21 protein-coding genes are annotated in these 22,643 nt (G+C 68.2%); 8 read left to right on the forward strand and 13 right to left on the reverse strand.

Annotated elements, in window-relative coordinates:
- Positions 1 to 9: 9 nt before the first annotated feature.
- A complete protein-coding gene (locus tag AC3ITM_RS03455) occupies positions 10 to 504 on the reverse strand; it encodes a hypothetical protein (protein ID WP_489268472.1) in 495 nt (164 codons plus the stop codon).
- Between the two features lie 127 nt (positions 505 to 631).
- Positions 632 to 1,843: a methionine adenosyltransferase gene (metK, locus tag AC3ITM_RS03460; protein WP_489268474.1), complete on the reverse strand. Its 1,212-nt coding sequence runs from the start codon at positions 1,841 to 1,843 to the stop codon at positions 632 to 634.
- Between the two features lie 346 nt (positions 1,844 to 2,189).
- Between metK and AC3ITM_RS03465 the strand changes: the two genes are divergently transcribed.
- Both AC3ITM_RS03465 and AC3ITM_RS03470 read left to right on the forward strand, forming a co-directional pair.
- The gene (locus tag AC3ITM_RS03465) at positions 2,190 to 3,032 is read left to right on the forward strand and encodes a UDP-2,3-diacylglucosamine diphosphatase (RefSeq protein WP_489268476.1); all 843 of its coding nucleotides are present in this window, start codon (positions 2,190 to 2,192) and stop codon (positions 3,030 to 3,032) included.
- 48 nt (positions 3,033 to 3,080) lie between these two features.
- On the forward strand, positions 3,081 to 4,160 hold the full coding sequence (locus tag AC3ITM_RS03470; RefSeq protein WP_489268478.1) for a metal-dependent hydrolase: 1,080 nt from the start codon (positions 3,081 to 3,083) through the stop codon (positions 4,158 to 4,160).
- 24 nt (positions 4,161 to 4,184) lie between these two features.
- Here the strand turns inward: AC3ITM_RS03470 and AC3ITM_RS03475 are convergent, their stop codons facing one another.
- The 8 genes from AC3ITM_RS03475 to AC3ITM_RS03510 all read right to left on the reverse strand — a co-directional run bounded on the left by AC3ITM_RS03475 (position 4,185) and on the right by AC3ITM_RS03510 (position 12,800).
- Positions 4,185 to 5,192 carry a glycosyltransferase family 2 protein gene (locus AC3ITM_RS03475; protein ID WP_489268480.1) on the reverse strand — a complete coding sequence of 336 codons (1,008 nt, stop codon included), beginning with the start codon at positions 5,190 to 5,192 and terminating at the stop codon, positions 4,185 to 4,187.
- Between the two features lie 11 nt (positions 5,193 to 5,203).
- Positions 5,204 to 7,090: a DUF7657 domain-containing protein gene (locus AC3ITM_RS03480; protein ID WP_489268482.1), complete on the reverse strand. Its 1,887-nt coding sequence runs from the start codon at positions 7,088 to 7,090 to the stop codon at positions 5,204 to 5,206.
- Between the two features lie 175 nt (positions 7,091 to 7,265).
- Complete coding sequence (locus AC3ITM_RS03485; protein ID WP_489268484.1) at positions 7,266 to 8,093, reverse strand: methyltransferase domain-containing protein; 828 nt, start codon at positions 8,091 to 8,093, stop codon at positions 7,266 to 7,268.
- A 38-nt stretch (positions 8,094 to 8,131) separates the two neighbouring features.
- Entirely contained in the window at positions 8,132 to 9,124 is a 993-nt protein-coding gene (dusB, locus tag AC3ITM_RS03490) for a tRNA dihydrouridine synthase DusB (RefSeq protein WP_489268486.1), read from the reverse strand.
- A gap of 96 nt (positions 9,125 to 9,220) precedes the next feature.
- Positions 9,221 to 9,964, reverse strand: a complete 744-nt coding sequence (locus tag AC3ITM_RS03495; RefSeq protein ID WP_489268488.1) for a SagB/ThcOx family dehydrogenase — start codon at positions 9,962 to 9,964, stop codon at positions 9,221 to 9,223.
- A 14-nt stretch (positions 9,965 to 9,978) separates the two neighbouring features.
- A complete protein-coding gene (locus AC3ITM_RS03500; RefSeq protein WP_489268490.1) occupies positions 9,979 to 11,280 on the reverse strand; it encodes a YcaO-like family protein in 1,302 nt (433 codons plus the stop codon).
- 32 nt (positions 11,281 to 11,312) lie between these two features.
- Complete coding sequence (locus AC3ITM_RS03505; RefSeq protein ID WP_489268492.1) at positions 11,313 to 11,891, reverse strand: hypothetical protein; 579 nt, start codon at positions 11,889 to 11,891, stop codon at positions 11,313 to 11,315.
- Between the two features lie 51 nt (positions 11,892 to 11,942).
- The gene (locus AC3ITM_RS03510; protein WP_489268494.1) at positions 11,943 to 12,800 is read right to left on the reverse strand and encodes a hypothetical protein; all 858 of its coding nucleotides are present in this window, start codon (positions 12,798 to 12,800) and stop codon (positions 11,943 to 11,945) included.
- A 133-nt stretch (positions 12,801 to 12,933) separates the two neighbouring features.
- On the opposite strand from AC3ITM_RS03510, the gene AC3ITM_RS03515 reads away from it, so the two are divergent.
- Positions 12,934 to 13,533, forward strand: coding sequence for a phosphatase PAP2 family protein (locus AC3ITM_RS03515; protein WP_489268496.1), 600 nt, complete (start codon positions 12,934 to 12,936; stop codon positions 13,531 to 13,533).
- Between the two features lie 725 nt (positions 13,534 to 14,258).
- Here AC3ITM_RS03515 and AC3ITM_RS03520 read toward each other — a convergent pair.
- Together AC3ITM_RS03520 and AC3ITM_RS03525 are read right to left on the reverse strand one after the other, a co-directional pair.
- Positions 14,259 to 15,251, reverse strand: coding sequence for a ribokinase (locus AC3ITM_RS03520; protein ID WP_489270018.1), 993 nt, complete (start codon positions 15,249 to 15,251; stop codon positions 14,259 to 14,261).
- Positions 15,251 to 16,549: a NupC/NupG family nucleoside CNT transporter gene (locus tag AC3ITM_RS03525; protein ID WP_489268498.1), complete on the reverse strand. Its 1,299-nt coding sequence runs from the start codon at positions 16,547 to 16,549 to the stop codon at positions 15,251 to 15,253. The genes AC3ITM_RS03520 and AC3ITM_RS03525 overlap by 1 nt, the downstream gene beginning before the upstream one ends.
- A gap of 192 nt (positions 16,550 to 16,741) precedes the next feature.
- On the opposite strand from AC3ITM_RS03525, the gene AC3ITM_RS03530 reads away from it, so the two are divergent.
- The 5 genes from AC3ITM_RS03530 (at position 16,742) to AC3ITM_RS03550 (ending at position 22,108) form a co-directional block, all read left to right on the forward strand.
- The gene (locus tag AC3ITM_RS03530; RefSeq protein ID WP_489268500.1) at positions 16,742 to 17,707 is read left to right on the forward strand and encodes a potassium channel beta subunit family protein; all 966 of its coding nucleotides are present in this window, start codon (positions 16,742 to 16,744) and stop codon (positions 17,705 to 17,707) included.
- 217 nt (positions 17,708 to 17,924) lie between these two features.
- Positions 17,925 to 18,125: a hemin uptake protein HemP gene (gene hemP, locus AC3ITM_RS03535; protein ID WP_017357220.1), complete on the forward strand. Its 201-nt coding sequence runs from the start codon at positions 17,925 to 17,927 to the stop codon at positions 18,123 to 18,125.
- Between the two features lie 168 nt (positions 18,126 to 18,293).
- On the forward strand, positions 18,294 to 20,495 hold the full coding sequence (locus AC3ITM_RS03540) for a TonB-dependent hemoglobin/transferrin/lactoferrin family receptor (protein WP_489268503.1): 2,202 nt from the start codon (positions 18,294 to 18,296) through the stop codon (positions 20,493 to 20,495).
- A gap of 4 nt (positions 20,496 to 20,499) precedes the next feature.
- A complete protein-coding gene (locus AC3ITM_RS03545; protein ID WP_489268505.1) occupies positions 20,500 to 21,096 on the forward strand; it encodes a Hemin transport protein in 597 nt (198 codons plus the stop codon).
- Between the two features lie 70 nt (positions 21,097 to 21,166).
- The gene (locus tag AC3ITM_RS03550) at positions 21,167 to 22,108 is read left to right on the forward strand and encodes a DUF6607 family protein (RefSeq protein WP_489268506.1); all 942 of its coding nucleotides are present in this window, start codon (positions 21,167 to 21,169) and stop codon (positions 22,106 to 22,108) included.
- A 141-nt stretch (positions 22,109 to 22,249) separates the two neighbouring features.
- Here the strand turns inward: AC3ITM_RS03550 and AC3ITM_RS03555 are convergent, their stop codons facing one another.
- Positions 22,250 to 22,603, reverse strand: a complete 354-nt coding sequence (locus AC3ITM_RS03555) for a DMT family protein (protein WP_489268508.1) — start codon at positions 22,601 to 22,603, stop codon at positions 22,250 to 22,252.
- Positions 22,604 to 22,643: the final 40 nt, after the last annotated feature.

Here is a 22,643-nt window from a genome sequence, read left to right on the forward strand (position 1 = left end):
TCCAGCGCTTCATACAGGGATACCCCCCCACGCCGGGTCCGGACCATCCTGCTTGGTCAGCGTATGCTCGGGGTGATCTATCGCAAGCAGTTCCACGCACTCCTCGGTGATCCTGCGGAACTGGAGGGTGCTCGGGTGGTCCCAGCCCACCTTCTCGATGGACTGCAGGCGCAGCTGCTCCAGCTGGGAGATGCTGCGGATGATCGGCCGAAGCATCGGACGCAGCTCGTCCCACTCCGCGTCACGGTCGTCCCGATGGTGCAGGCCACGCACGAAAATCTCCAGTGCCTCCCGCTGCCTGCCGCGTTCGGCATCCAGGTAGGCGCGGTGGGCGTTGTGCAGGTTGAAGTACGAGCCATCTCCCACCCGGATGCGGAACAGGTCCGCCTCGTAGTCCATGGGCGCGCTGACGCCATTGCGGCGTGCGCTGGCAATGAAACGCTCGGCAAATGCATCGTTGCCGGGTTTGTCCTTGAACAGCCTGTCCAACAGTGTCGAGAGCATGTGACCTTCCTTGTCCGAAGCTGCATCTTGACCTGCCGAAACAGCGTAGGCAATGCGGCCGAAAAAAAACGGGCCGCATGTGCGGCCCGTTTCTCAATGCATGCCGGGCAGAACCCGGCGCTGCGTCTTACTTCAGCTTCGCATCCGCGCGCAGGGCGGCGGCGCGGTCGGTCTTCTCCCAGGAGAAGGCCGTGGCGTTGACCGTCTCGCCAGCACCGTTGAGGTAGCTGAAGTCCTTCGGCTTGCGGCCGAAGTGGCCGTAGGCGGCGGTCTGCTGGTACATCGGGTGGATCAGGTCCAGCATCTTGATGATGCCGTACGGGCGCAGGTCGAAATGCTTGCGGATCAGCTTTTCGATCTTGTCATCGCTGATCTTGCCGGTGCCGAAGGTGGTGACCGAAATCGAGGTCGGCTCGGCCACGCCGATGGCGTAGGAGACCTGCACTTCGCAACGGTCGGCCAGGCCGGCGGCAACCACGTTCTTGGCCACGTAGCGGGCAGCATAGGCAGCCGAACGGTCGACCTTGGACGGATCCTTGCCCGAGAACGCACCACCACCGTGACGGGCCCAGCCGCCGTAGGTGTCGACGATGATCTTGCGGCCGGTCAGGCCGCAGTCGCCCACCGGGCCGCCGATCTCGAACTTGCCGGTCGGGTTGATGTGGAACTTGGTGCCCTTGTGCAGCCACTTGGCCGGCAGCACCGGCTTGATGATCTCTTCGCGGACGGCCTCGATCAGGTCCTTCTGCTTCACGCCCGGGGCGTGCTGGGTCGACAGCACCACCGCGTCGATGGCCGAGACGGCACCGTTTTCATAGCGCAGGGTGACCTGGCTCTTGGCATCGGGGCGCAGCCAGGACAGCGGCGAGTTCTTCTTCTTGCGGATCTTGGCCTGCTGCTCGACCAGGCGGTGCGACAGGTGGATCGCGGCCGGCATGTAGCTGTCGGTCTCGTTGGTGGCATAGCCGAACATCAGGCCCTGGTCGCCAGCGCCCATTTCTTCGGGCTTCTTGCGATCAACGCCCTGGGCGATGTGCGGGGACTGCTTGCCGATCAGGTTCAGCACGCCGCAGGTGGCGCCGTCGAAGCCGACGTCGGAACTGTCGTAGCCGATGTCCAGGATCACCTTGCGGGTCACCGCTTCCAGGTCGATCCAGGCACTGGTGGTGATCTCGCCGGCCACGATGGCCACACCGGTCTTGACCATGGTCTCGCAAGCCACGCGGGCGCGCTGATCCTGGGCCAGGATCGCGTCCAGCACCGCATCGGAGATCTGGTCGGCAATCTTGTCCGGATGGCCTTCGGAGACCGATTCGGAGGTGAACAGGTAGCTGGACATCAGGCGTAATATCCTTTGATTCGGATGGAAAGATGGTCGCGAATGATACACGGCAAGCCGCGTGCTTGCATTGTGCGCCAGCGCGGGTTGCCCGTGGTTAAGCCCGCGTGCCCGTCGCAGGGCCCGGTGGGACGGGATTGAGCGCCAGCGTCGCCGCCCAGTGTTCCACCAGCGTGACAAATGGCCGGCGGTCCGCAGCCGGGCGCCTGTTCCCCGGCGTACCGTGCCCGGGACCGTGGCGCAGGACGCGGGCGATCGTCATCTGGCTGTCGCCGAACCGCCATCGGCTTGTCGCGCGGCAGGCGCAGGCTTCGGCGCATCCGGCCGCCGGGCATGAGGGCACGCCATGCAGGAACTCGAGCAGCGCAACGCGCGGGAGGCCACCAGGCGGGCGCTGACGGCCCTGGCGCCCCATCGACGGGCCGTCTTCCTCTCCGATGTCCACCTGGGCTCGCGCCACTGCCACGCCGCCGAACTGGCCCGGTTCCTGGTCGAGCTGCGCTGCGAGCGCCTGTACCTGGTGGGCGACATCATCGACCTGTGGTGGATGGCGCACCGCCGGGCCAGCTGGCGGCCGGCCCACAGCGAGGTGATCCAGGCGTTGCACGCGCTGCAGCGTGCCGGCACCGAGATCATCTATATCCCCGGCAACCACGATGCCTCGCTGCGCAAGGTCTGCGGGCTGATGCTGCCGGCCATGCAGGTGCGCCGGCGGGCGATCCACGTGACCGCCGACGGGCGCCGGCTGCTGGTCGTGCATGGCGATGACTACGATGGCGTCACCCACTTCGGCGGCCTGCAGGAGAAGTTCGGTGACTGGCTGTATTACCGCATCCTCACCGGCAACCACCTGCTCAATGCCGCGCGGCGGCGGCTGGGACAGCGCTACTGGTCCCTCTCCGAATTCCTGAAGAAGCGCAGCGGCGCGGCCGAGCGCTATATCGAGCGCTTCGTCCAGGCCGGTCTCGATGATGTGCGCCGGCGCGGCCTGGACGGCATCGTCTGCGGGCATATCCACCGCGCCGCGCTGGTGGAGCGCGACGGGCTGATCTATGCCAACGACGGCGACTGGGTGGAAAGCCTGACCGTGCTGGCCGAGGACCCCGACGGCAGCCTGCGGCTGCTGGACCACACCGGGCAGACCCTGGTGGCGCTGCCCGGCAACGCCGCCCTGGCAAGAGCGGCCTGAGCGAAACGCCGTCGGCGCACGTCCCGTTTCGGCTGCTAGCATCGGCCAATGGACTCCTTTACCCAGATCGTACTCGGCGGCGCGGTTGCCGCCGCCATCGCACCGGCCGGCCATCGCCGCGCCGCCCTGTTGGCCGGTGCCGCGCTCGGCACCCTGCCGGACCTGGATGCCCTGGTACTGGCCTTCACCGCGGCCGACCCGGTGGCGCTGATGGTCGAGCACCGCAGCTACAGCCATTCCCTGCTGGTGTTGCCGTGGGTCGCCGCGCTGATCTGGTGGGCCTTCAAGCGCTTCGGCCACGGCCGGGTGGCGCAGGCACCGGGCCGCTGGTTCTGGGCGATGCAGCTGGCGTTGATCACCCACCCGCTGCTGGACGCGTTCACCGTCTACGGCACCCAACTGTGGTGGCCGTTCACCCCGGCCCCGACGATGTGGTCCAGCGTGTTCATCATCGACCCGCTGTACACGGTGTGGCTGCTGGTCGCCTGCCTGGTGGCCTGGTTCGCGCGCGCGCGTCCGTTGGCGCAAAAAGCGCTGGTGGCCGGGCTGGTGCTCAGCTGCGGCTACCTGGGCTGGTCGCTGCTGGCCAAGCAGATGGTCGAACGCGAGGCCGACCGGGCACTGGCCGCGATGGGGCTGGGCGATGCGCCACGGTTTTCAGTGGCCACCCCGTTCAACACCCTGCTGTGGCAGGTGGTGGCGATGACCCCCAGCGGCTATGTGATAGGGGAGCGCTCGCTGGTGGCCGACCACGGCCCGATGCGCTTCGACGGTCATCCGTCCCATGTGCAGGCATTGCGCCAGGCCGCTGCGATCCCGGCGGTGACGCGCCTGAACTGGTTCAACCGCGGCTTCATGCGCGCCCAGGTGGTCGACGGGCGGCTGCTGCTGAGCGACCTGCGCATGGGGCTGGAACCGGACTACACCTTTACCTTCGCAGTGGCCCGTGCCGACAGCGGGCAATGGGTGGAGATCACCCCCGAACAGCTGCGGCCGGCCTACCAGGGCCCCCAGGGCAGGGCGATGGTGAGGCGCCGGTTCGCGGTGATGTGGGACCGGATCTGGCAGCAGCCGGTAGCGCCCACGCAGGCACCGGCCGGTGCCGCACCGGTGCCCGCCGCGCACTGAGCACGCCACGGGCCACCACCGGCGTCATTGCGGTGGCAGCAGGGCGCGGTTGACCTTGATCGAGCGGTGCAGCAGCTGGCGTGGCACGTTGGCGATGTCAAAGCCGGCGAACGCCAGCAGGAACTGCAGGCCGGAAATCAGCGCGACGGTGGAGATCATGATGGTCCCCACCGGCGTGGCCACCCCGGCCGCCGCCGACTGGGTCCAGTGGTACAGCCCGAACAGGCTGCCGAAACCGAGCAGGCCGACGCCGGCGACCAGCTCCAGCGAAGCGATCGACAGATCGCGCAGGAAATAGTTGTAGCCGATCCGCTTGAGCGTATTGCGCAGGTGCTTGAAGGCGAATTCGCCGGCGATGCGGCTGACCCGCAGGTGGCTGGTTTCGTCGGCGTAATGGGCATCCATGGCGACATCCTGGACCACCGCGCGCACGGTGTTGAGCCGGAACAGCATGTCGGTCTCGAAGAAATAGCGGTCGCTGATGGCGTCGAGCTTGAGGTGGCTGGCGACCCGCGCATGGATGGCGGTGTAGCCGTTGGTCGGGTCGAACACCTGCCAGTAGCCCGAGGAGGCTTTGGTCATGAACGACAGCAGCAGATTGCCGGCGCGGCGCAGCGGCGGCATGCGCCGGATGTGGGCCAGGTTCCAGAAGCGGTTGCCCTTGGTGTAGTCGGCCTGGCCCTCGGCGATGGGGGCGACGAAGTCCATCAGCAGCGACGGGTCCATCTGACCGTCGCCGTCGACCTTGACCAGGATATCCATGCCATCGGCGATGGCAGCGCGGTAACCGGTCTTGACCGCTCCGCCCACGCCCAGATTGGCCGGATGGACCAGCACGGTGATGCGCGGGTCGGTGGCCGCAGTGCGGATCAGTTCGCCGCTGCCATCGGGGCAGGCATCGTCGACGCAGTAGATCGCCGTCACCGCAGCGTCGATCGCCGCCAGCACTCCCAGCACATGGCGGGTGACCCGGTAGCAGGGAATGATCACCGCGATCTTCGGTGCGGCGGTCAGGCTGGGGACTGTGCGCATGGGCATGGTACTCAGGGCTGGGCCGGCGCGGCAGGGCACGGCGGTTGGCCATCGCCGGCGCAGGCTGTGGCCGGCTGCGCCGACGGGCCGGCCAGCATCGTCGCGGCAGGCACCTCGATCAGGTCGGCCTGGGGCAGTTGGGGGGCATCGCCCTGGCCGACCGCGATGTGCGCATAACGGTTGAAGGTGAAATTGAAGGCGTCCGCGTCCATCGTCGGGAAGTGCTGGCGGAAATACGGCAGCTGCGGGGCGTACAGCACATGGTTGACCGCGGCAATGCCCACCCCGGAGAGCAGCGCACCATAGTGGCCGGGCACCACCAGCGTGCCATCGGCCGTGGTCTGCGCGCCGCGGGCCTGCAGCGATTGCAGGACCGCGGCGCGGTCCATGGCGAAGATCGGGCGCGCGGACTGCACCGGGTTGAACAGGCCATGGCCGAGCAGGTTGCCGATACAGGCCACCGCCAGCACCACGCTGGTGGCGTGCGCGGCCAGCCGCGGTCGCCTGGCGGCGATGGCCAGCAGCCCCAGGCATAGGTAGGGCAGCGCATCCATCGCACTGTGCAGGCGGCTGAAGCTGCCCTGGCCGAACGCCAGCTTGGCCAGGCTGCCGGCGACCAGCAAGGCGGCCAGCGTCAGCAGGCGCGCCCCGGTCAGGCGCACGCCTGCCTGCACCAGCGCGATGGCGCAGCCGATGTTGAGCAGCAGCCCGAAGGCGAGCAGCGCACGCGCGCCGGGCACCATCGACAAGCCGGTCAGCTTGCCGACCACCACCGGTACCGGCAGGAACACCCAGCAGGCGATCAAACCGGTGCCCACGGCAAACAGCGCTACGGTGCGTATGTGTGCCCGGGCCCAGCGGCGCAGTTGCGCCCCGTCGGCCAGGACCGCGGTGAACAATGGCAGCAGGCTGCCCAGCACCGCGATCTCGCACGCATTGGAAGGGGCGAAGGCCGGCAGCGGATTGAACCGGTAGGTCATCAGGTTGGGGAAGAGGTGCGCCAGCAGCGAGATGACGCTGACACCGCCGCCGCCGACTTCACGCTGGCCGGGGTACACGGTATTGCGCATCACCGCGATCAGCTCGTGGAAATAGCCGAAGAACACCGCTGCGGCAAGCACGCCGGCCAGTGCCGCATCGACCAGCCGCGCCACCGTCAGGGCATCGCGGCGCAGAGCCAGCACCAGCACCGCCATGGCCAGCAGCATGGCGATGATGAAGGGCGGGTAGGCCACCGCCACCAACCACACCGCCAGTGCGAAGCCGCTGGCCAGCACGCGCAGCCAGCGCCGGCGGATGTACAGCCAGGCCACCGCTGCCCATGGTGCCAGCGCGAACACGCCGGCGTTGCTGGTCCACCAGACCTGCACGAACGGCGAGAACAGCAAGGTCAGCGATACCAGCGCCGCCGCCAGCGCCGGCACCCGCAACTGGCGCAGGAACAGTGCCCAGCCGAACAGGAACGCCATCGCCATGAACATGAAGAAGAACGAATAGGCGTTGGCCGGCGGCAGCACCAGGAAGGCCCAGTGGTAGGGCTTGAACAGCAGGCCCCAGTCCAGCAGCGGCAGTGCCTGGAACGAACGCAGCGTCTCGTGGTACGGGGAGTGGGCGTTGACGTCGGCAAAGCCGTTGGCGACGGCGATCTGCACATACGGCGTATACACCATCCACTCATCGGAGCGGATCAGGTGCGCGGTGCCCAGCAGCGGTTTCTGCGCGGGCAGGCCCAGATACTCGAAGGCCCGGGCGTAGGACGATGGGGTCAGCGCCAATGCTACATACAGCACGCACAGCGCCGCCAGCACCCACAGGCAGAGCCGCACGTGGCGGCGGTCAAGCCCGCCCCCCGGGCTGCCGTCGGGGGTGGGGCGTGGCCAATGGCTGGCTTCGGTCATTGCGCACGTTCTCCGGTGGTATCCATGCAGGCGCGGCGACCCGCATGCGGCGGTGTCGTGGCACGGGCATGGCGCGCCCTGCCAGGCACCAACCCGCCGCAGATTCTAGCCGGTTGCCGTGGGCGCAGTGGCGGCAGCAGCCATCCACGACACCGTGCGGCGGCGTGGGCCGGGCTCAGTAGACCGTGGCGCGGGCCTGCACGAAGGAGAAGAAGAACACCGCATTGGGGTCGTTCTGCACCCGGCCGAACTCGTGGCGCATGCCGTCGACGGTGTCCTGCCCGACCAGGCCGGCCTCCAGCAGCGGCTCGGCCGCCGACAGCAGCAGCTTCTCCCAGAACGCGATCATGGTCTTGCGCCGGGCCGGCTCGCGGTTGTCCAGGTGGATGGTCTTGATCTCGGTGTGCACATCGCGGAAGCCGCCGGCCAGCAGCAGGTTGCCCAGCTTGGCGCCGACGAACGGGTCGCCGCCGTGGTCGTACTGGAAATCGTTGAAGGCCATCCAGTAGCGCCAGATATGCGGCGAGTACGGGTCGAGCAGGAACGAGGCGTTCATCACTTCGGTCACATACACCGGCGAGCCGGGCAGCAGTACCCGGCGCACTTCGTTGAGCACGCGCGCCGGCGAGGGCACGTGTTCGAGTACCCAGCACAGGAAGGCCGAATCGAACTGGCGTGCGTCGAACGGCAGGTCGCCGGCATCGGCCTGCAGCAGGGTGTAGCGTTGACTGCACCATGGGGTTTTTTCCAGGTTGTCGCGCGCGGTGGCCAGCTGGGCCTCGCTCAGGTCCACCCCGGTCACGTGCAGGTCCGGGAAGCGGCGCAGCAGGATTTCGGTCTGCGCGCCGACGCCGCTGCCCACCTCGAGCAGGCGCCTGGCGCCGCTGTAGTCGATGCTGCTGAAGATGCTGGCCTCCAGCAGCCGTGCCTGGGTGACCAGGCGGTGCTGCTCGGTGTCGGAGAAGCCATGCAGATAGGTCGGTGCGGCGATCGGGGAGGTCATGGCGGGCTCTTCAGGTAGTGCCGGGCGGTGCCGGCCGATCAGGTGGCAACCGCGCAGGGCGCGGCAGTGGCAAGACGGTCGAAGTACTCGGTGGTCAGGGCGATCTGGCTGGCGGCATCCTCGGCGCGGTTGACCACCGCGCGGAACGCGGCGTTCTCCGGCCGGTCCTTGGCGTACCAGCCCAGGTGCTTGCGCGCGATGCGCACGCCCTGCTCCTGGCCGTAGAAGTCGTGCAGGGCGTGCAGGTGGCCGAGCAGGATGTCGCGCACTTCCTCCAGCGCCGGTGGCGCCAGCAGTTCGCCGGTGGCCAGGTAGTGGGCGACCTCGCGGAAGATCCACGGGCGTCCCTGCGCGGCTCGGCCGATCATCACCGCATCCACGCCGGTGCTGGCCAGCACCTGGGCGGCCTTGTGCGGCGAATCGATGTCGCCGTTGGCCAGGACCGGGATGCGCAGCGCGGCCTTGATCGCGGCGATGGTCTGGTATTCGGCCTGCCCGGTGTAATGTTGGTCGCGGGTACGCCCATGCACGGCCAGCGCGGCGATGCCGCTGTCTTCGGCGATGTGCGCGATGCGCGGGCCGTTGCGGTGGTCGCAGTCCCAGCCGGTGCGGATCTTCAGCGTTACCGGCACGTCCACCGCGTTGACCACCGCCGTGAGGATGCGCGCGACCAGGTCTTCATCGCGCATCAGCGCTGAGCCGGCCCAGGCGTTGCAGACCTTCTTGGCCGGGCAGCCCATGTTGATGTCGATGATCTGCGCGCCGTGGTCGACGTTGTAACGCGCCGCCTCGGCCAGCTGCTGTGGTTCGGTGCCGGCGATCTGCACGCTGATCGGGTCCGGCTCGCCGGCATGGTCCATGCGGTGCAGGGATTTGCGGGTGTTCCAGAAGCGCGGGTCGGAGATGGTCATCTCCGAGGCCGCCAGGCCCGCGCCCAGCTGTTTGCACAGCAGGCGGAAGGGCTTGTCGGTGACGCCGGCCATGGGCGCCAGCACCACGTTGGGCTGGATGTTGTAGGGGCCAATCTGCATGCCGGCTATTGTAGTGCCCGTGCCCGGGCGATCATCGGCCGCCGCGCCCTGCCTGCGTTCAGATTCGGTGGCCGGCGGGGCCTGCCCGGCGGTCGTTCAGGGCGCCGGACCACAGGCATAGGCCAACACGGCCAGATGCCGCTGCGGGTCTAGCCCGAGCAGGGCCAGTACGGCGGCATCCTCGAATGAGCCGATCGCGCAGCCGGCCGCGTTCATCGCCGCCACTTCCTGCCCCAGCGCCCCCAGCCAGACCCCGGCCTCGATCAACACGAAGCGGCCACCGCGCTCACCGTACTTGGCCAGCGTGCCGGCCGGCTCGGCGATCAGGAACAGCACGGCTGCCGGCCTTTCCGGCCAATCCACGCCGAGCAGCCTGGACAGTGCCGGCCACGCCGGGCAGGGCGCCACCGGCACCAGTGCATGTTCAAGCGGGTCGTACCAATGGATGCCCTGGGTGGCGATCGTATCGTCGGTGCCATACAGCGCGGCATAGGCCTGGATCGGATACTTGGCGCCACCGGAAGGCAGGCGCCGGGTGTCGCTGTTGCCGGGGCGGGCCCGCAACGGGGCCAGCACGCGGCCCAGTTCGCTTGCGCCCCAGCGGGCGTCACCGAAACGGCGGCCACTGTGGCGCTGCGCCAAGGCGTGGTCAGGTTGCACCGGGTCCGGCAAGGCGATGCCGGCGGCCGCATGCATCGGCCGTGGCGGCGAGCCGACGCGCGCGGCATCTTCGGCGATGCGCGCGCGCATCACCTCGGCGCGCGCCGGATTGAGTTCGCCGTTGTGCCAGAACAGATGGAACAGCGGGGCATCCTGCCAGGGGGAAGGTGGTGACGGCATGCAGTCCTCGTGCCTCAGCCCAATGGATGTGGGAAGGGATTGGGAAAGTCGCGGCCGTGCGGCACGCCGGGATACCGCCACGCCACGTCCCGGCAACGGCCGCCCAGGAACGGCGCACGCTCGTCGGCATGCAGGCCGCTGAGTTGCGGCGACAGCACCCGCATCACCCGCAGTCCGGCCGCGGCCACATCGGCGGTGGTCAATTCGCGGTAGTACAGCGCGATGCCGGCACTGCCGAGCCGGCGCCGCAGCAGATCCAGCTCGGCGATCGCGCGCTGCGCCGCAGGGCCGGCAACGGCGTCCGGCGGCGGCAGCTGCAACGTGCTGGTGCCCGCATCCTTCAGCAGCGGCAGTTGCGGCCACAGTTCCGGGCGCAGGGTGTAGAACGCGGCATGTTCGTCGAAGCTGCGCAGCGCGGCCGGTTCGCGCGGAAGCCGGGCGCCCTGGCGGCCACACAGATGCGCGGCGAAGGTCAGCGCCTGCTGCCATTCCAGCAGCGCCTTGTGCAGCGCTTCGCCCGGATCGGCGCGGCAGGCGATGCCGAGGACGTGTCGGGGGCGGCCTTCAAACGGGATGCCGCCGGCGACGGCGATCACCGGGTGCGGGTTCCATTGCTGGGTCAGGTCGAAGGCCTGCAGTTGGCCACCGCGCTCGGCTGCATAGGCTTGCCACTGCGCCGGCAGGGCGATTCTCCGACCGGCCAGGCCGTTGAGCCAGGTGACCGCCAGCGCGTCGCGCTCCAGCAGCTCCTGGGCCGCGCGCAGCAGCGCCAGCCAGGCGCCATCGCGGCCATCACGCCAGGCCGCCAGGCCGGTGGAGGTCGACGGCAGTCGCGCATGGCCGCTGCGCGGCCCCAGCCCGACCAGTTCCTGCGGCACCCAGGTCACCCGGTTGTCGTCCAGCGCATGCACCGCGGCGAACAGATCCTCGTCGTGCTCGGGCATCGGCCATGGGAAGCCCGGCGCTGCGCGCTGGCCGGCCGAGAACAGTGCGAATGCCGATTCGTCCAGGCGTTGTGCGGGCGTCAGCGCACCGCGGGCACGCACCTCCAGGCCGGCCTGCGCCGCCGCCAGGCGCTCCAGCGCTTCGGCGACCGCGCCATCGGCGGCCGCATCGGCATCCAGCGCGACCGCGCCTGAAACGCCCTGCCAGGGATTGGCCGGGTCGGCCGGGGTGGCGGCATTGTGCACCCGCCGTCCGTCGAACAACGGGCCGGTCGCATCGCAGGCGCTGGCCTGGATCGGCTGCGCCGGACGCACCAGGCCGCAGCGCGGACGCGCCGCGCCATGCAGCAGGTGCGAAGACAGCGTGGGCATGTGCCGCTCCGCCGCATCCACGGCGGACCGGTTCATTTCATCAGGCTCAGCCAGAGCACCATTTCGAGCGCGCCGGCGGCGAACAGGCCCAGCAGCAGGCAGATGCCGATGCCGATGCCGCGCCCGAGCGAACGCCCCGAGCGCTCGTGGACGATGGCGTAAAGGCCGACGAACACCGCGACAGCGACGAACAGGCCGAATATCGGACTGCCGATGCTCATGAAAAGGCCACCGCCGACCGCTGCCAGCGGCAAGGCGAACAGCCCCAGCAGCACCCGGCTGGTGCGGCTCAGCCCGGCCACCGGCACGGCGGGTGTGGTTGTCCTGGTCAGGTCCGGGTCCACCGCGACGGCCGGTTCCTGCAGCGGCCCGGGCGGCTGGGTGCCAATACCGGTGTCGCTATCGCCGGTGTCGGCAGCGGCCTGCGCTGCGCTGCCGGCCGCTGCGGGCGCCATCGGTTGCAGCGAGCCGAGCACCACCGCCGACAGCACCGAGGTGCCGAGCAGGGTGACGATGCAGGAGCTGCAGGTGGTAGACGTCGAACCGCCGCCTGCCGCGGCAAGATCCTGGCGCGAGGCACTGGCATCGAACTGGGTAGGCAGGCGGTACATACGGTCACTCCATTGACGGATAGGCAAAGGCCCGGCACATGGGCGACAGTATCACGGCGGCCCGGCGTTCCAGGGCAACGACAGCGGCGCCGGCAGCGTTGCCCCGCCGCCCTGGCAGGCGGGGCACCAGGGCAGCCGCAGCACCCGGTCGCGCTCGCCGTGCAGGCGGTGCAGGTCGAGCCAGACGCTGCGTTCGAGATACCCCAGCAACAGCTGTGGCTGATCCAGCAAGGGCGCGACCAGCGCGGCGATCCGTGCCGGCTGCGCGGCGACCGCTGGCATCGCCGGCACCGCCGCTTCGCCCCAGCGGCGCAGCACCCGGTTGCCCAGGCAGTACACGCAGGCGCTCTGGCCCGGCACCACATAGGGCCCGAGCGCGAGCGTGTGGTGATAGCTGAGGTCCAGCAGCAGGTGCGGTTGCGCCGGCATCCGTGCGCGGTAGCGGCTCAAGGCCTGTTCCCAGCCGAGCCCATGCCGGACCAGTACCAGCAGTTCGGCATCGGCGTGGGCATCGACGCGCTGCAGCGCCGCACTGCCATGGCGGTCGAAGGCGTCGGCCAATCCGGGCAGTGGTTCGCCGAGCCAATCCAGTGCATAGCGCTGCACCGGGTGCAGCGCCTGCAGTGGTGCAAGCACACCCAGGCGGACCAACTGGCGGACCGCCGGGCCGCAGTCGGCATCGTCCTGCAAGGTCGCCAGCGTGTCGTCCTGCCAGTGTCCGAGTATCCGTTCGACGACCGCCGGGGTATCGGCCTCATCGACGACATACACCTCGTCGGCGCCGCCGGATACCAGCAGCAGTTGGCGCTGCGCATGGGTCTGCGCGAACAGGGTCCAGGCCGGATTGCGCGTCCAGCGCGGTTGGCCAGTGTGCGTGCCTGCGTGTCCCTGACTGCCTGCTGCTGTCACTGCGCCCAGTCCGTGCATCCGCCAAAGCGCAAGCATAGCGGCAAACAGGCTGGCCACGTTCTGCTACGGTGCGCGCGTGCCTGAACCCTCTTCTGCCAACGCTCCGGTTCCCCAGCCGCCCTGGCGCGAGGCCATGCTGTGGATGCTGCTGCTCGGCGCGATGTTCATCCATGGCTACAGCTGGACCAACCACTGGGCCGCCAGCCAGGCCCAGACCTACAGCCTGCATGGTCGCTGGGACGACGCGGTCCCGTTCTTGGCGTGGACGATTTGGCCCTACCTGGCGCTGAACCTGCTTTACCCGCTGACCTTCTTCATCTGCCCGAGTCGATCGGCACTGCGCCGCCATGCGCTTGCCGTCGCCCTTGTGCAGGCCGTCTGCATGGTCGCTTTCGTGTGCTGGCCGACCGGCAATATCCGGGCATTGCCGCAGCCGGAGGGCGCCAGCGGGCTGCTGTTCGCGCAACTGCGGGCGTTCGAGGCGCCGTTCAACATGGCCCCGTCGCTGCATGCCGCGGTACTGGTGCTGGTATGGCAGGCGTGGCTGGGCGGGTTGCAGGCCGCTGCGGCGCCCTTGCGCTGGCTGTGGCATGGCGCCTGTGGCCTGATCCTGCTGTCGACCCTGACCACCTGGCAGCACGATCTGCTGGACGTGCTTGCCGGGCTGCTGCTCGGGGCGCTGGCGCTGTGGATCGCCCGATCGGTGCCGATGCCGCGCAGGCCAAGTGGCTGACCGGCCGGAGACGACGATCAACAAAGTAGGTTTTTCTCTCATGTGCGGGGCTACAGCCCGTCAAATGCTGTGGCATTTTGCGGACATGCCACCGGTAGTGCCGGTCGTTGTCCGGATGCGGTTACTGCTGCTGTTTGTTTGAGCGCGTCGCTACGCGCCTGTTTCCAGACGAGTGGGATTGCGATGCTCGGCTCGCTCCAAGGGGAGGTAGCTCCAGATCAAATCACGGGCAACAGCAACAGCGTCCAACCACGTTCGGACACGCTTCGTCTCTCGGCAACACGTTGTCCGAGCGTGGCTCGGACCTACGCTTTCCTATGCGTGCCAGCCATGTGTGGAGGGTTGGCGTGGGTGGGTTGGCGGGACTGTCGAAAACATGGGTCCGGCGTATACGCCGGACGGGTTGGGCAGGACGCCCAACCCAGGCCTTGCCGGATGCGCAGGACAGCGCATGCGAGCAAGTTTTCGCCAAGCCCCCATGGGTGAAGGCACATTGCTTGCGAGGCACTGCCTCGCATGCGACTGAACGCCCAGCCGCCGGCGGCTGGGCCGGGCCGCGGAGCGGGGTTCACGGCGTGTCCCGCCAACCCAATCAGCGCATACGCGGATAGTTGCCTTTGATCTGAGCCTGTAGTTCGCTGCTGGCCTCACGCAGATCGGCGAAGAACCAAAAAAAAGGCCAGCGCGAACGCTGGCCTTGGTTTCGTTATCGGCAACGATGACGCTTATTTGTTCTCGGCATCATCCGGGGTGAAGTGCGGCATCGCCACGGCGGCGCCTTCCTTCTCGGTGGAGCGGCCGGCGAACTGATTGGCAAAGCGCACGTGGCGGATGAACGCCGCCTCGCCGTCCTGGGCGATCGACGCGCACAGCGCGCCGTTGAACGCATCACCGGCGCCGGTGGTGTCCAGCACCTGCACCTGTTCGGCACCGACCCGGTAGTACGGCTGGGCATCGCCGCGCAGGTTTTCTTCGGCATGGGAAACGAACACGCCGACCGACCCCAGGGTCACCACCACGGTGCCGTTGCCGACCAGCTTGCGGCACAGCGCGTGCAGGCTGGCGCCGTCCAGGGCGGCCACGTCGTCGGCGTCCACGCGTTCGCCGACATGGCGGCCGAGCAGGGCGGCGAACTCGGTTTCGTTCGGGGTCAGCACGTCGGCCAGCTTGAGCAGGCCGATGCTGGAGGGTGCGTCGGCCGGGGCGGCGTTGAGCACGGTGGTGACACCGGCCTGGCGGGCCAGTGCCAGCGCCGCTTCGATGGTTTCCACCGGCGACTCCAGCTGCGCCAGCACCACCTTGGCACCGGCCAGCAGCGCGCGCTGGGCCTGGACGAAGTCCACGCTCAACGCGGCATTGGCGCCGGGGCCGATCACGATGGTGTTGCGCCCGCGGCTGTCCACGTAGATGCCGCCGGTACCGGTCGGCTCGGTGCTGGCCTCGGCAGCCAGCGCGAAGCCGTCCTGTGCGACCAGGCCGCGGGCCATCGCGCCGCCCGGGTCATCGCCCAGCGCGCAGACGAAGGTGGTCGGCGCGCCGGCGCGGCGGGCCGCCACGGCCTGGTTGAAACCCTTGCCGCCGGGACCGGTGCTGTAGCGCCCGGCGATGGTCGCACCCGGGGCGGGGAGCGACTCGCAACGCCAGACATGATCCACGTTGAAGGAACCGACGACCACGACACTGCTACTCATAAAGACTGTTTCTCGAAGAACGGATATCAGCTGAAATGCGTCAGCACGCCGGCGATGGTCGCCGTCATGAAGGTGGCGATGGTACCGCCCAGCACCGCGCGCAGGCCGAACCTGGCCAGATCGTGGCGACGTTCCGGGGCCAGCCCACCAATACCACCGATCTGGATGGCGATCGAGCTGAAATTGGCGAACCCGCACAGGGCGTAGGTGGCGATCAGGCGGCCTTCGGCCGACAGGCTTACGCCCGGTACCTGGCCGTTGATGATCTTGGACAGCTCCGTATAGGCCACGAATTCGTTGATGACCACCTTCTGGCCGATCAGCGAGCCCACCGTGGTGGCATCGGCCCACGGGGTGCCGATCACCCAGGCGATCGGGGCCAGCACGTAGCCGAAGATGGTCGACAGGTCGATCGGGTGGCCGAGCCTGGCCTGCAGCCCGCTCACTTCGCCCAGCCAGGTCAGCGGGGCGTTGACCAGGGCGATCAGGGCAATGAAGGCCAGCAGCATCGCGCCGATGTTCAGCGCCAGCTTGAGGCCGTCGCCGGCGCCGGCTGCGGCTGCGTCGATGATGTTGCTGGAGGTCTTCTCCACTTCCATCTTGACCGTGCCGCGGGTCAGCGGGGTGCCGGTCTCGGGCACCAGCAGCTTGGCCACCACCAGGGTCGCCGGGGCGGCCATGATGCTGGCGGCCAGCAGGTGCTTGGCGTAGAACGCCTGCTCGACCGGGTCGCCGGCACCGAGCAGGCCCACGTAGGCGGCCAGCACGCCGCCGGCGATGTGGGCCATGCCGCCGATCATCATGGTGATCAGCTCGGACTCGGTCATCTTGGCGATGTACGGGCGCACCGTCAGCGGCGCCTCGGTCTGGCCGATGAAGACGCTGGCGCAGACGCTGGTGGTCTCCGCGCCGGACACGCGCATCACCTTGGTGATCGCCCAGGCCATGCCGCGCACGATCGCCTGCATCACGTTGAGGTGGTACATCACCCCCATCAGCGCCGAGAAGAAGATGATGGTCGGCAGCACCTGGAAGGCGAAGATGAAGCCGAACTGCTTGGTGTCCATCAGGCTGCCGAAGATGAAGCTCGAGCCGGCATTGACGAACTCCAGGACCTTGACGAAGCCCTTGCCCAGCGCGTCGAACACCTCCCGGCCACCGGGCACCAGCAGCACCACCGCCGCAAAGGCGATCTGCAGGGTGATGCCGGTCACCACCAGGCGCCAGTCCACGGCGCGTTTGTTGTTCGAGAACAGCCAGGCGATGCCGATCAGCACTGCCAACCCGAACAGGCCGAAGCCAATCCTGCCCAAACCTTCGACCATGAGACTTCCCTTGGGGGTGCGGCGAAAAACGGGAAGCCTATAGCGGTGGCAGGGGCGGAGCAAGGAAAAGCGGCGTCCACGGGCCGATCGGCCGTGATCGGGCAAGTATCCACAAGGGTTTGGGGCCGTGCAGGGCTACACTGGATGCGAATCGTTCCTGCCCGAATGCGGGCCCGCAACACGGAGAATCGCATGCAGTACCGCCGTCTTGGCCCTACCGGCCTGAAGCTGTCGGCCTTGTCTTTTGGCGCCTGGGTCACCTTTGGCGACCAGATCGGTCGCGACGAGGCGCGCAACCTGGTGGCCAGCGCCTGGGACCACGGCATCAACTTCTTCGATAATGCCGAGGGCTACGCCCGCGGCCGCGCCGAGCAGGTGATGGGCGATGTGATCGCCGACCTGCGCCTGCCCCGCGATGGCTTCTGCGTGTCCAGCAAGGTGTTCTTCGGCGCGGTCGACGACCCGCGCCCGACCCAGCACGGCCTGTCGCGCAAGCATGTCACCGACGCCTGCCACGCCGCACTCAAGCGCCTGCGGGTGGACTACCTGGACCTGTACTACTGCCATCGTCCGGACCCGGACACCCCGATCGCCGAGACCGTGCTGGCCATGGACACCCTGATCCGCCAGGGCAAGGTGCTGTACTGGGGCACCTCGGAGTGGTCGGCCGCGCAGATCCAGGAGGCGGTTGCCATCGCCCGCGCCGGCCACCTGCACCTGCCCTCGATGGAGCAGCCGCAGTACAACCTGCTGCACCGGGAACGGGTGGAGCACGAGTACGCCCCGTTGTATGCCGACCCGGGCCTGGGCACCACGGTCTGGTCGCCGCTGGCTTCGGGCCTGCTGACCGGCAAGTACAACGCCGGGGTGGAGGCGCAGTCGCGGCTGGGCCAGCAGCAGCTGGGCTGGCTCCGGGACCTGGTGCTGGGCGAGCCGGCAGGGCAGCGCCTGGACAAGGTGCGCCGCTACACCGCCGTGGCTGCCGTACTGGGTTGCCCGCCGGCGCAGCTGGCCATTGCCTGGTGCCTGCGCAACCCGAACGTGTCCAGTGTGATCCTGGGCGCCAGCAGGGTCGGCCAGCTGGAAGAGAACCTCGGTGCGCTGGACCTGCAGGTCGACGCGGCCGGGTGGGAGCGGGTGGAGGCGGCGTTCGCGTAGTGCCGGGCGCTGTCCTGCGCGCGATGATCGGGTTTTCCGGGGGGCCGGCCAGCGGCCGGCATACCCTCCATGGGCCCGATCAGGCGCCTTTTTGATAGATAAAAACTATCGAAACACTTGAAACAATCATCAATTCCATCAATGAATTTGCGAATGATTGTTGATTGTGAACTGAGAATCATTATCATTTGAATCGTCCCTCGCACGAGTCCAGACGATGATGAACACTCAAGCTGCTGTACTGCTGCGCCCTGAAACGCTCACTCTGCGCGACCGCCCGGTGCGCGTGGTGCCGCCGGAAGAAGTGATCGACAGCGAAGCCCTGCTCAAGGGCCGCCGCGAAATCCTGATCCAGCACGGCGATCGCTTCTACCGCCTGCGTCATACCAGCAACGACAAGCTGATCCTGACCAAATAACGGCACCGCCTCCCCCGCGGGGAGGCCGACCAGCGCGCGGCCGCGCGATCGCCTGCCGTCCCGGGCATGCCGTTGTCCCTGCTCTCTCCCCCTCGATGCTTCGCCAGTGGCTGCGGCCGCTGGCGTCGGTCGGGGGTCTCTTCGCCACCCGCCGATGCCTGCCACGCCATGAAGATCCGTCCCGATGCCCTGAGCGCCGCCTTGTGGCTGGCGCTGCCGATGGCCGCGCATGCCGCCGCCGATGCCGCCCCCGACGCGCGCCAGTTCGACCGGGTGCAGGTCACCGCCACCCGCACCGAGCGCGCATTGAGCGACGTAGCCGCCACCGTCGATGTGATCGACCGCGAGCAGCTGGACAACCGGCTGGTGCACAGCATCAAGGATCTGGTCCGCTACGAGCCGGGCATCTCGGTGACCAGCAGCCCGGCCCGGTTCGGCCTGGGCGGCTTCCGCATCCGTGGCCTGGACGGCAACCGCGTGCTGATCCAGACCGACGGCATCGCCATGCCCAAGGCGTTCGACATCGGCAGCTTCTCCGACGCCAACCGCAATTTCACCGACCTGGAAACGCTCAAGCGGGTCGAGATCGTGCGTGGCCCGGCCAGCGCCCTGTACGGCTCCGATGCGCTCGGCGGCGTGGTCGCCTTCGTCACCAAGGACCCGGCCGACTACCTCAAGGACGGCAACAACAGCCATGTCGGGCTGAAGTTCGGCTACGACGGCCAGTGGCAGGGCCTGCTCGGCAGCGTCACTACCGCCTTTGGCGGCGACCGCTGGAGCGGCATGGTCAACCTCAACCACCGCCAGGGCCAGGAAACGGCCAGCCACGGCGATGTGCGCAGCCAGGACCGCACCCGCACCGCCGCCAATCCGCAGGACCGCGACGGCCGCAGCGTACTGGGCAAACTGGTCTATGCGCCCAGCGACACCCAGCGTTTGCGCCTGACCGTGGAAGGCAACGAAGACAGCGTGGACACCGATGTGCTGTCGGCGATCGACCACACCACCACCACCGGCATGAAGGCGCGCGACCACCAGACCCGCGCGCGGGTGTCGTTGGCCCACGAGATGGACGAGGTCGGCCTGGGCCTGGCCGACAGTCTGTCCTGGCAGTTGTACCGCCAGGACAGCGAAACCACCCAGCGCACCGATGAAAGCCGCGCCAACCGCAGCACCCGCCACCGCCAGTTCAACTTCGACCAGCGCGTATACGGCCTGCAGGCCGCGTTCCACAAGGCGTTGCAGACCGGCACGGTCGAGCATGCGCTCACCTACGGCGTGGATGGCACCTGGACCGAAACGCGGCAGAAGCGCGATGGCTACCAGGTGCTGGCCAACGGCCAGGTCAGCAGCACGATCCTGCCCGACGCCTTCCCGGTGCGCGATTTCCCGGTCAGCAGGACCACCGAGCTGGGCCTGTATGCGCAGGATGAAATGCGCCTGGCCGACGGCCGCTTCTCGCTGGTGCCGGGCGTGCGCGTGGACCACTACGAACTGCGCCCGGACGTGGACGCCATCTTCGCCGCCGACAACCCCGGCGTGGCCGTGTCGAACCTGACCAAGACCAGCGTGTCGCCCAAGCTGGGCATGGTCTGGCGCTTCGCCGACCAGTGGTCGCTGTTCGCCGGCTACGCCCATGGCTTCCGCTCGCCGCCGTACAACGATGTCAACCTGGGCTTCACCAACGTGATGTTCGGTTACACCGCCATTCCCAACCCGGACCTGAAGCCGGAAACCAGCGATGGGCTGGAACTGGGCGTGCGCTTCATCAGCCCGGCGGCCTATGTCAGCCTGAGCGGCTACTACAACGACTACCAGGACTTCATCGAGTCCCAGCGCCAGGTCGGTACCAACAGCCAGGGCCTGATCGTGTTCCAGTCGCAGAACGTGGCCGATGCGGAAATCTACGGTGCCGAGCTGAAGGCCGGGGTCGATTTCGGCCAGATCAGCAGCGCGCTGCAGGGCTGGTCGGTGAACAGCTCGGTGGCCTGGTCGCGCGGCCAGAACAAGACCGAAGACATTCCGCTGGAATCGATCGATCCGCTGCGCGGCACGGTGGGCATCGCCTTCGACCGCGACCGCTGGGGCGTGGAACTGGCCGGTACTTTCGCCAGGCGCAAGGACCGCCTGCCGCCGGCCATCGGCACCAGCCCGCCGTTCGCGCCGGCCGGCTATGGCGTACTGGACCTGATGGCGCACTGGGACTTCGCGCCCGGCGCCAAGGTCAACGTGGGCGTGTTCAACCTCGGCGACCGCCGCTACATCGACTACTCGGCGATCACCACGGCGCTGGCCACCAACAGCGCGGTGATCGACCGCTTCACCAATCCCGGCCGCACCGTGTCGGCCAGTCTTTCCGTGAGCTGGTAGCCCTATGAGCCGCGCCCTGTCCGCACTGCGATCGACCGACCGGGCGCTGTACCCCGGCCGCCTTCCCACCGCGCGGCAGCTGGCGTCGCTGGGCACCGTGCTGTGCCTGTACCGCCCGGAGAGCAGCGAGCTGGGCGGCTGGAAACACGCGGTCTGCGCGCATGCCTGCCACGGCGTGGACAGCGAGGGCATCCGCGAAAGCCTGTGCTTTTCCGATGCGCGCGGCCGCTGCTGCTGGCGGCTGTACCTGCTGCCGGACAGCGACTTCCTGGCCTGGGACCGGCTGGTGTCGGCGTTCCCGGCGCGGCCGGAACCGGTCAACGATGGCAGCGTGGCCGAGCGGCTGTGGCGGCGCCTGGCCACGCGCCTGGGCGCCGAGCCGTGGCGGATGTGCGCGCTGCGCCTGCACGCCGGCGACGGGCAGCCGCTGTCGGCCAGCCTGGCCTCGCTGTCGTCGCTGGGGGCCGACGCGGCGCGCCGCATCGGCCATATGGAAGGGGCCGAAGGCGAACTGTGGGTCGGCGATTGCTGCTGTGCCGCGGCCACGCGCCTGGCCCCGCCGCTGCGCGACCCCGCCGAGGCGCCGCTGATCCGGTTGTGATCGAACCAAGGAACCTTGTTGGCCAGGGACGGCCAGGATTTTCTGCATGCCACTCCTGAAGGAACCCCAGATGAAACTCCAGACAGCCAGCGTAGCGGTGCTGCTTGCCAGCAGCGCCGCCGCCTACGCCCAGCCCTCCACGCTGCAGCGCGACCACGACAGCATCATGGCGATGAAGGGCGAATACATCGTCGATTTCGCCTTCGACGAAACCGTGCTGCTCAAGCCGGGCTACGAGCGTGCCCCAGCGGTGCGCAGCGGCGGCAACGAAGTGGTGATCGTGATCGAAGACAGCCCCAGGCGCATTGTGCTGCAGCACCTGCTGGTGGACGGCAAGAGCGGCCACGTGACCAAGCACTGGCGGCAGGACTGGGTCTACGAGGCGCCGAACCGCTTCGAGTTCAGCGCCGACCAGACCTGGCAGGTGCGCAGCATTCCGGCGGCGGTCAATGCCGGTGCATGGACCCAGTGCGTATACGAGGTCAGCGACGCGCCACGCTACTGCGGCACCGGCAAGTGGGCCTACGCCAACGGCGTGGCCACCTGGACCAGCGACCTGGGCTGGCGCCCGCTGCCGCGCCGCGAGTACACCCGGCGCAGCGACTACAACGCGCTGGCGGTGGTCAACCGGCATACCTTGACGCCGAACGGCTGGACCCACGAACAGTTCAACACCAAGATCCTGCGCGGTGCCGATGGCAGCCAGCAGGAGATCGCCCGCGAGTTCGGCTTCAACGATTACAACAAGACCACCGAGGTGGACTTCAAGCCGGCCTACGATTACTGGACCGCAACGGCCGGCTACTGGGGCAAGGTGCGCCAGCGATGGGACGGCTTCCTCGGCCAGGCGCCGGGCGTGCACCTGAAGACGAAACTGGACGGGATGGCGATGATCATTCCGCTGTTCACCCAGGCCCAGGACATCCAGGACGGCAAGAAGGTCAAGGACGCGCAGATCGACGCGGTGTTCAAGCAATGGGTGGAAAAGGCGCCTGCGGAAGTCGCGCGGTAGAGCCACGCCATGCGTGGCTGCTCTCCCACCCGCCCAACGCCATCCATGGAGAATGGCGGCCCGTTGCCCTTCACTCTGTAGAGAGACGCCAGTGCGTCAACCGACCCACGGTCGGTTGCTACCGGAACGATGGCGTTGCCCTCATTCCTTGAACATCAGCAACGCCGCCACCACGATCAACCCGAACGCGGCATAGTGGTTCCACTTCAACGGCTGGTCCAGGTACACCGCCGAGAACACCGCGAACACCACCAGGGTGATCACTTCCTGCATGCCCTTGAGCTGCGGCGCCGAATACACCGCGCTGCCCAACCGGTTGCCCGGCACCTGCAGGCAGTATTCGAAGAAGGCGATGCCCCAGCTGACCAGGATCACCGTCAGCAACGGCGCGCTCTTGTACTTGAGGTGCCCGTACCAGGCAACGGTCATGAAGATGTTGCTGCCCAACAGCAGCAGCACGGGATAGAGGTAGGCAGTGAACGGCGTGCCGGGCATCCGGGCGGTCTCAACGAGGCAGGGGCGCGCAGCATAACGC

This window comes from Stenotrophomonas sp. KH_029, from assembly GCF_057839765.1.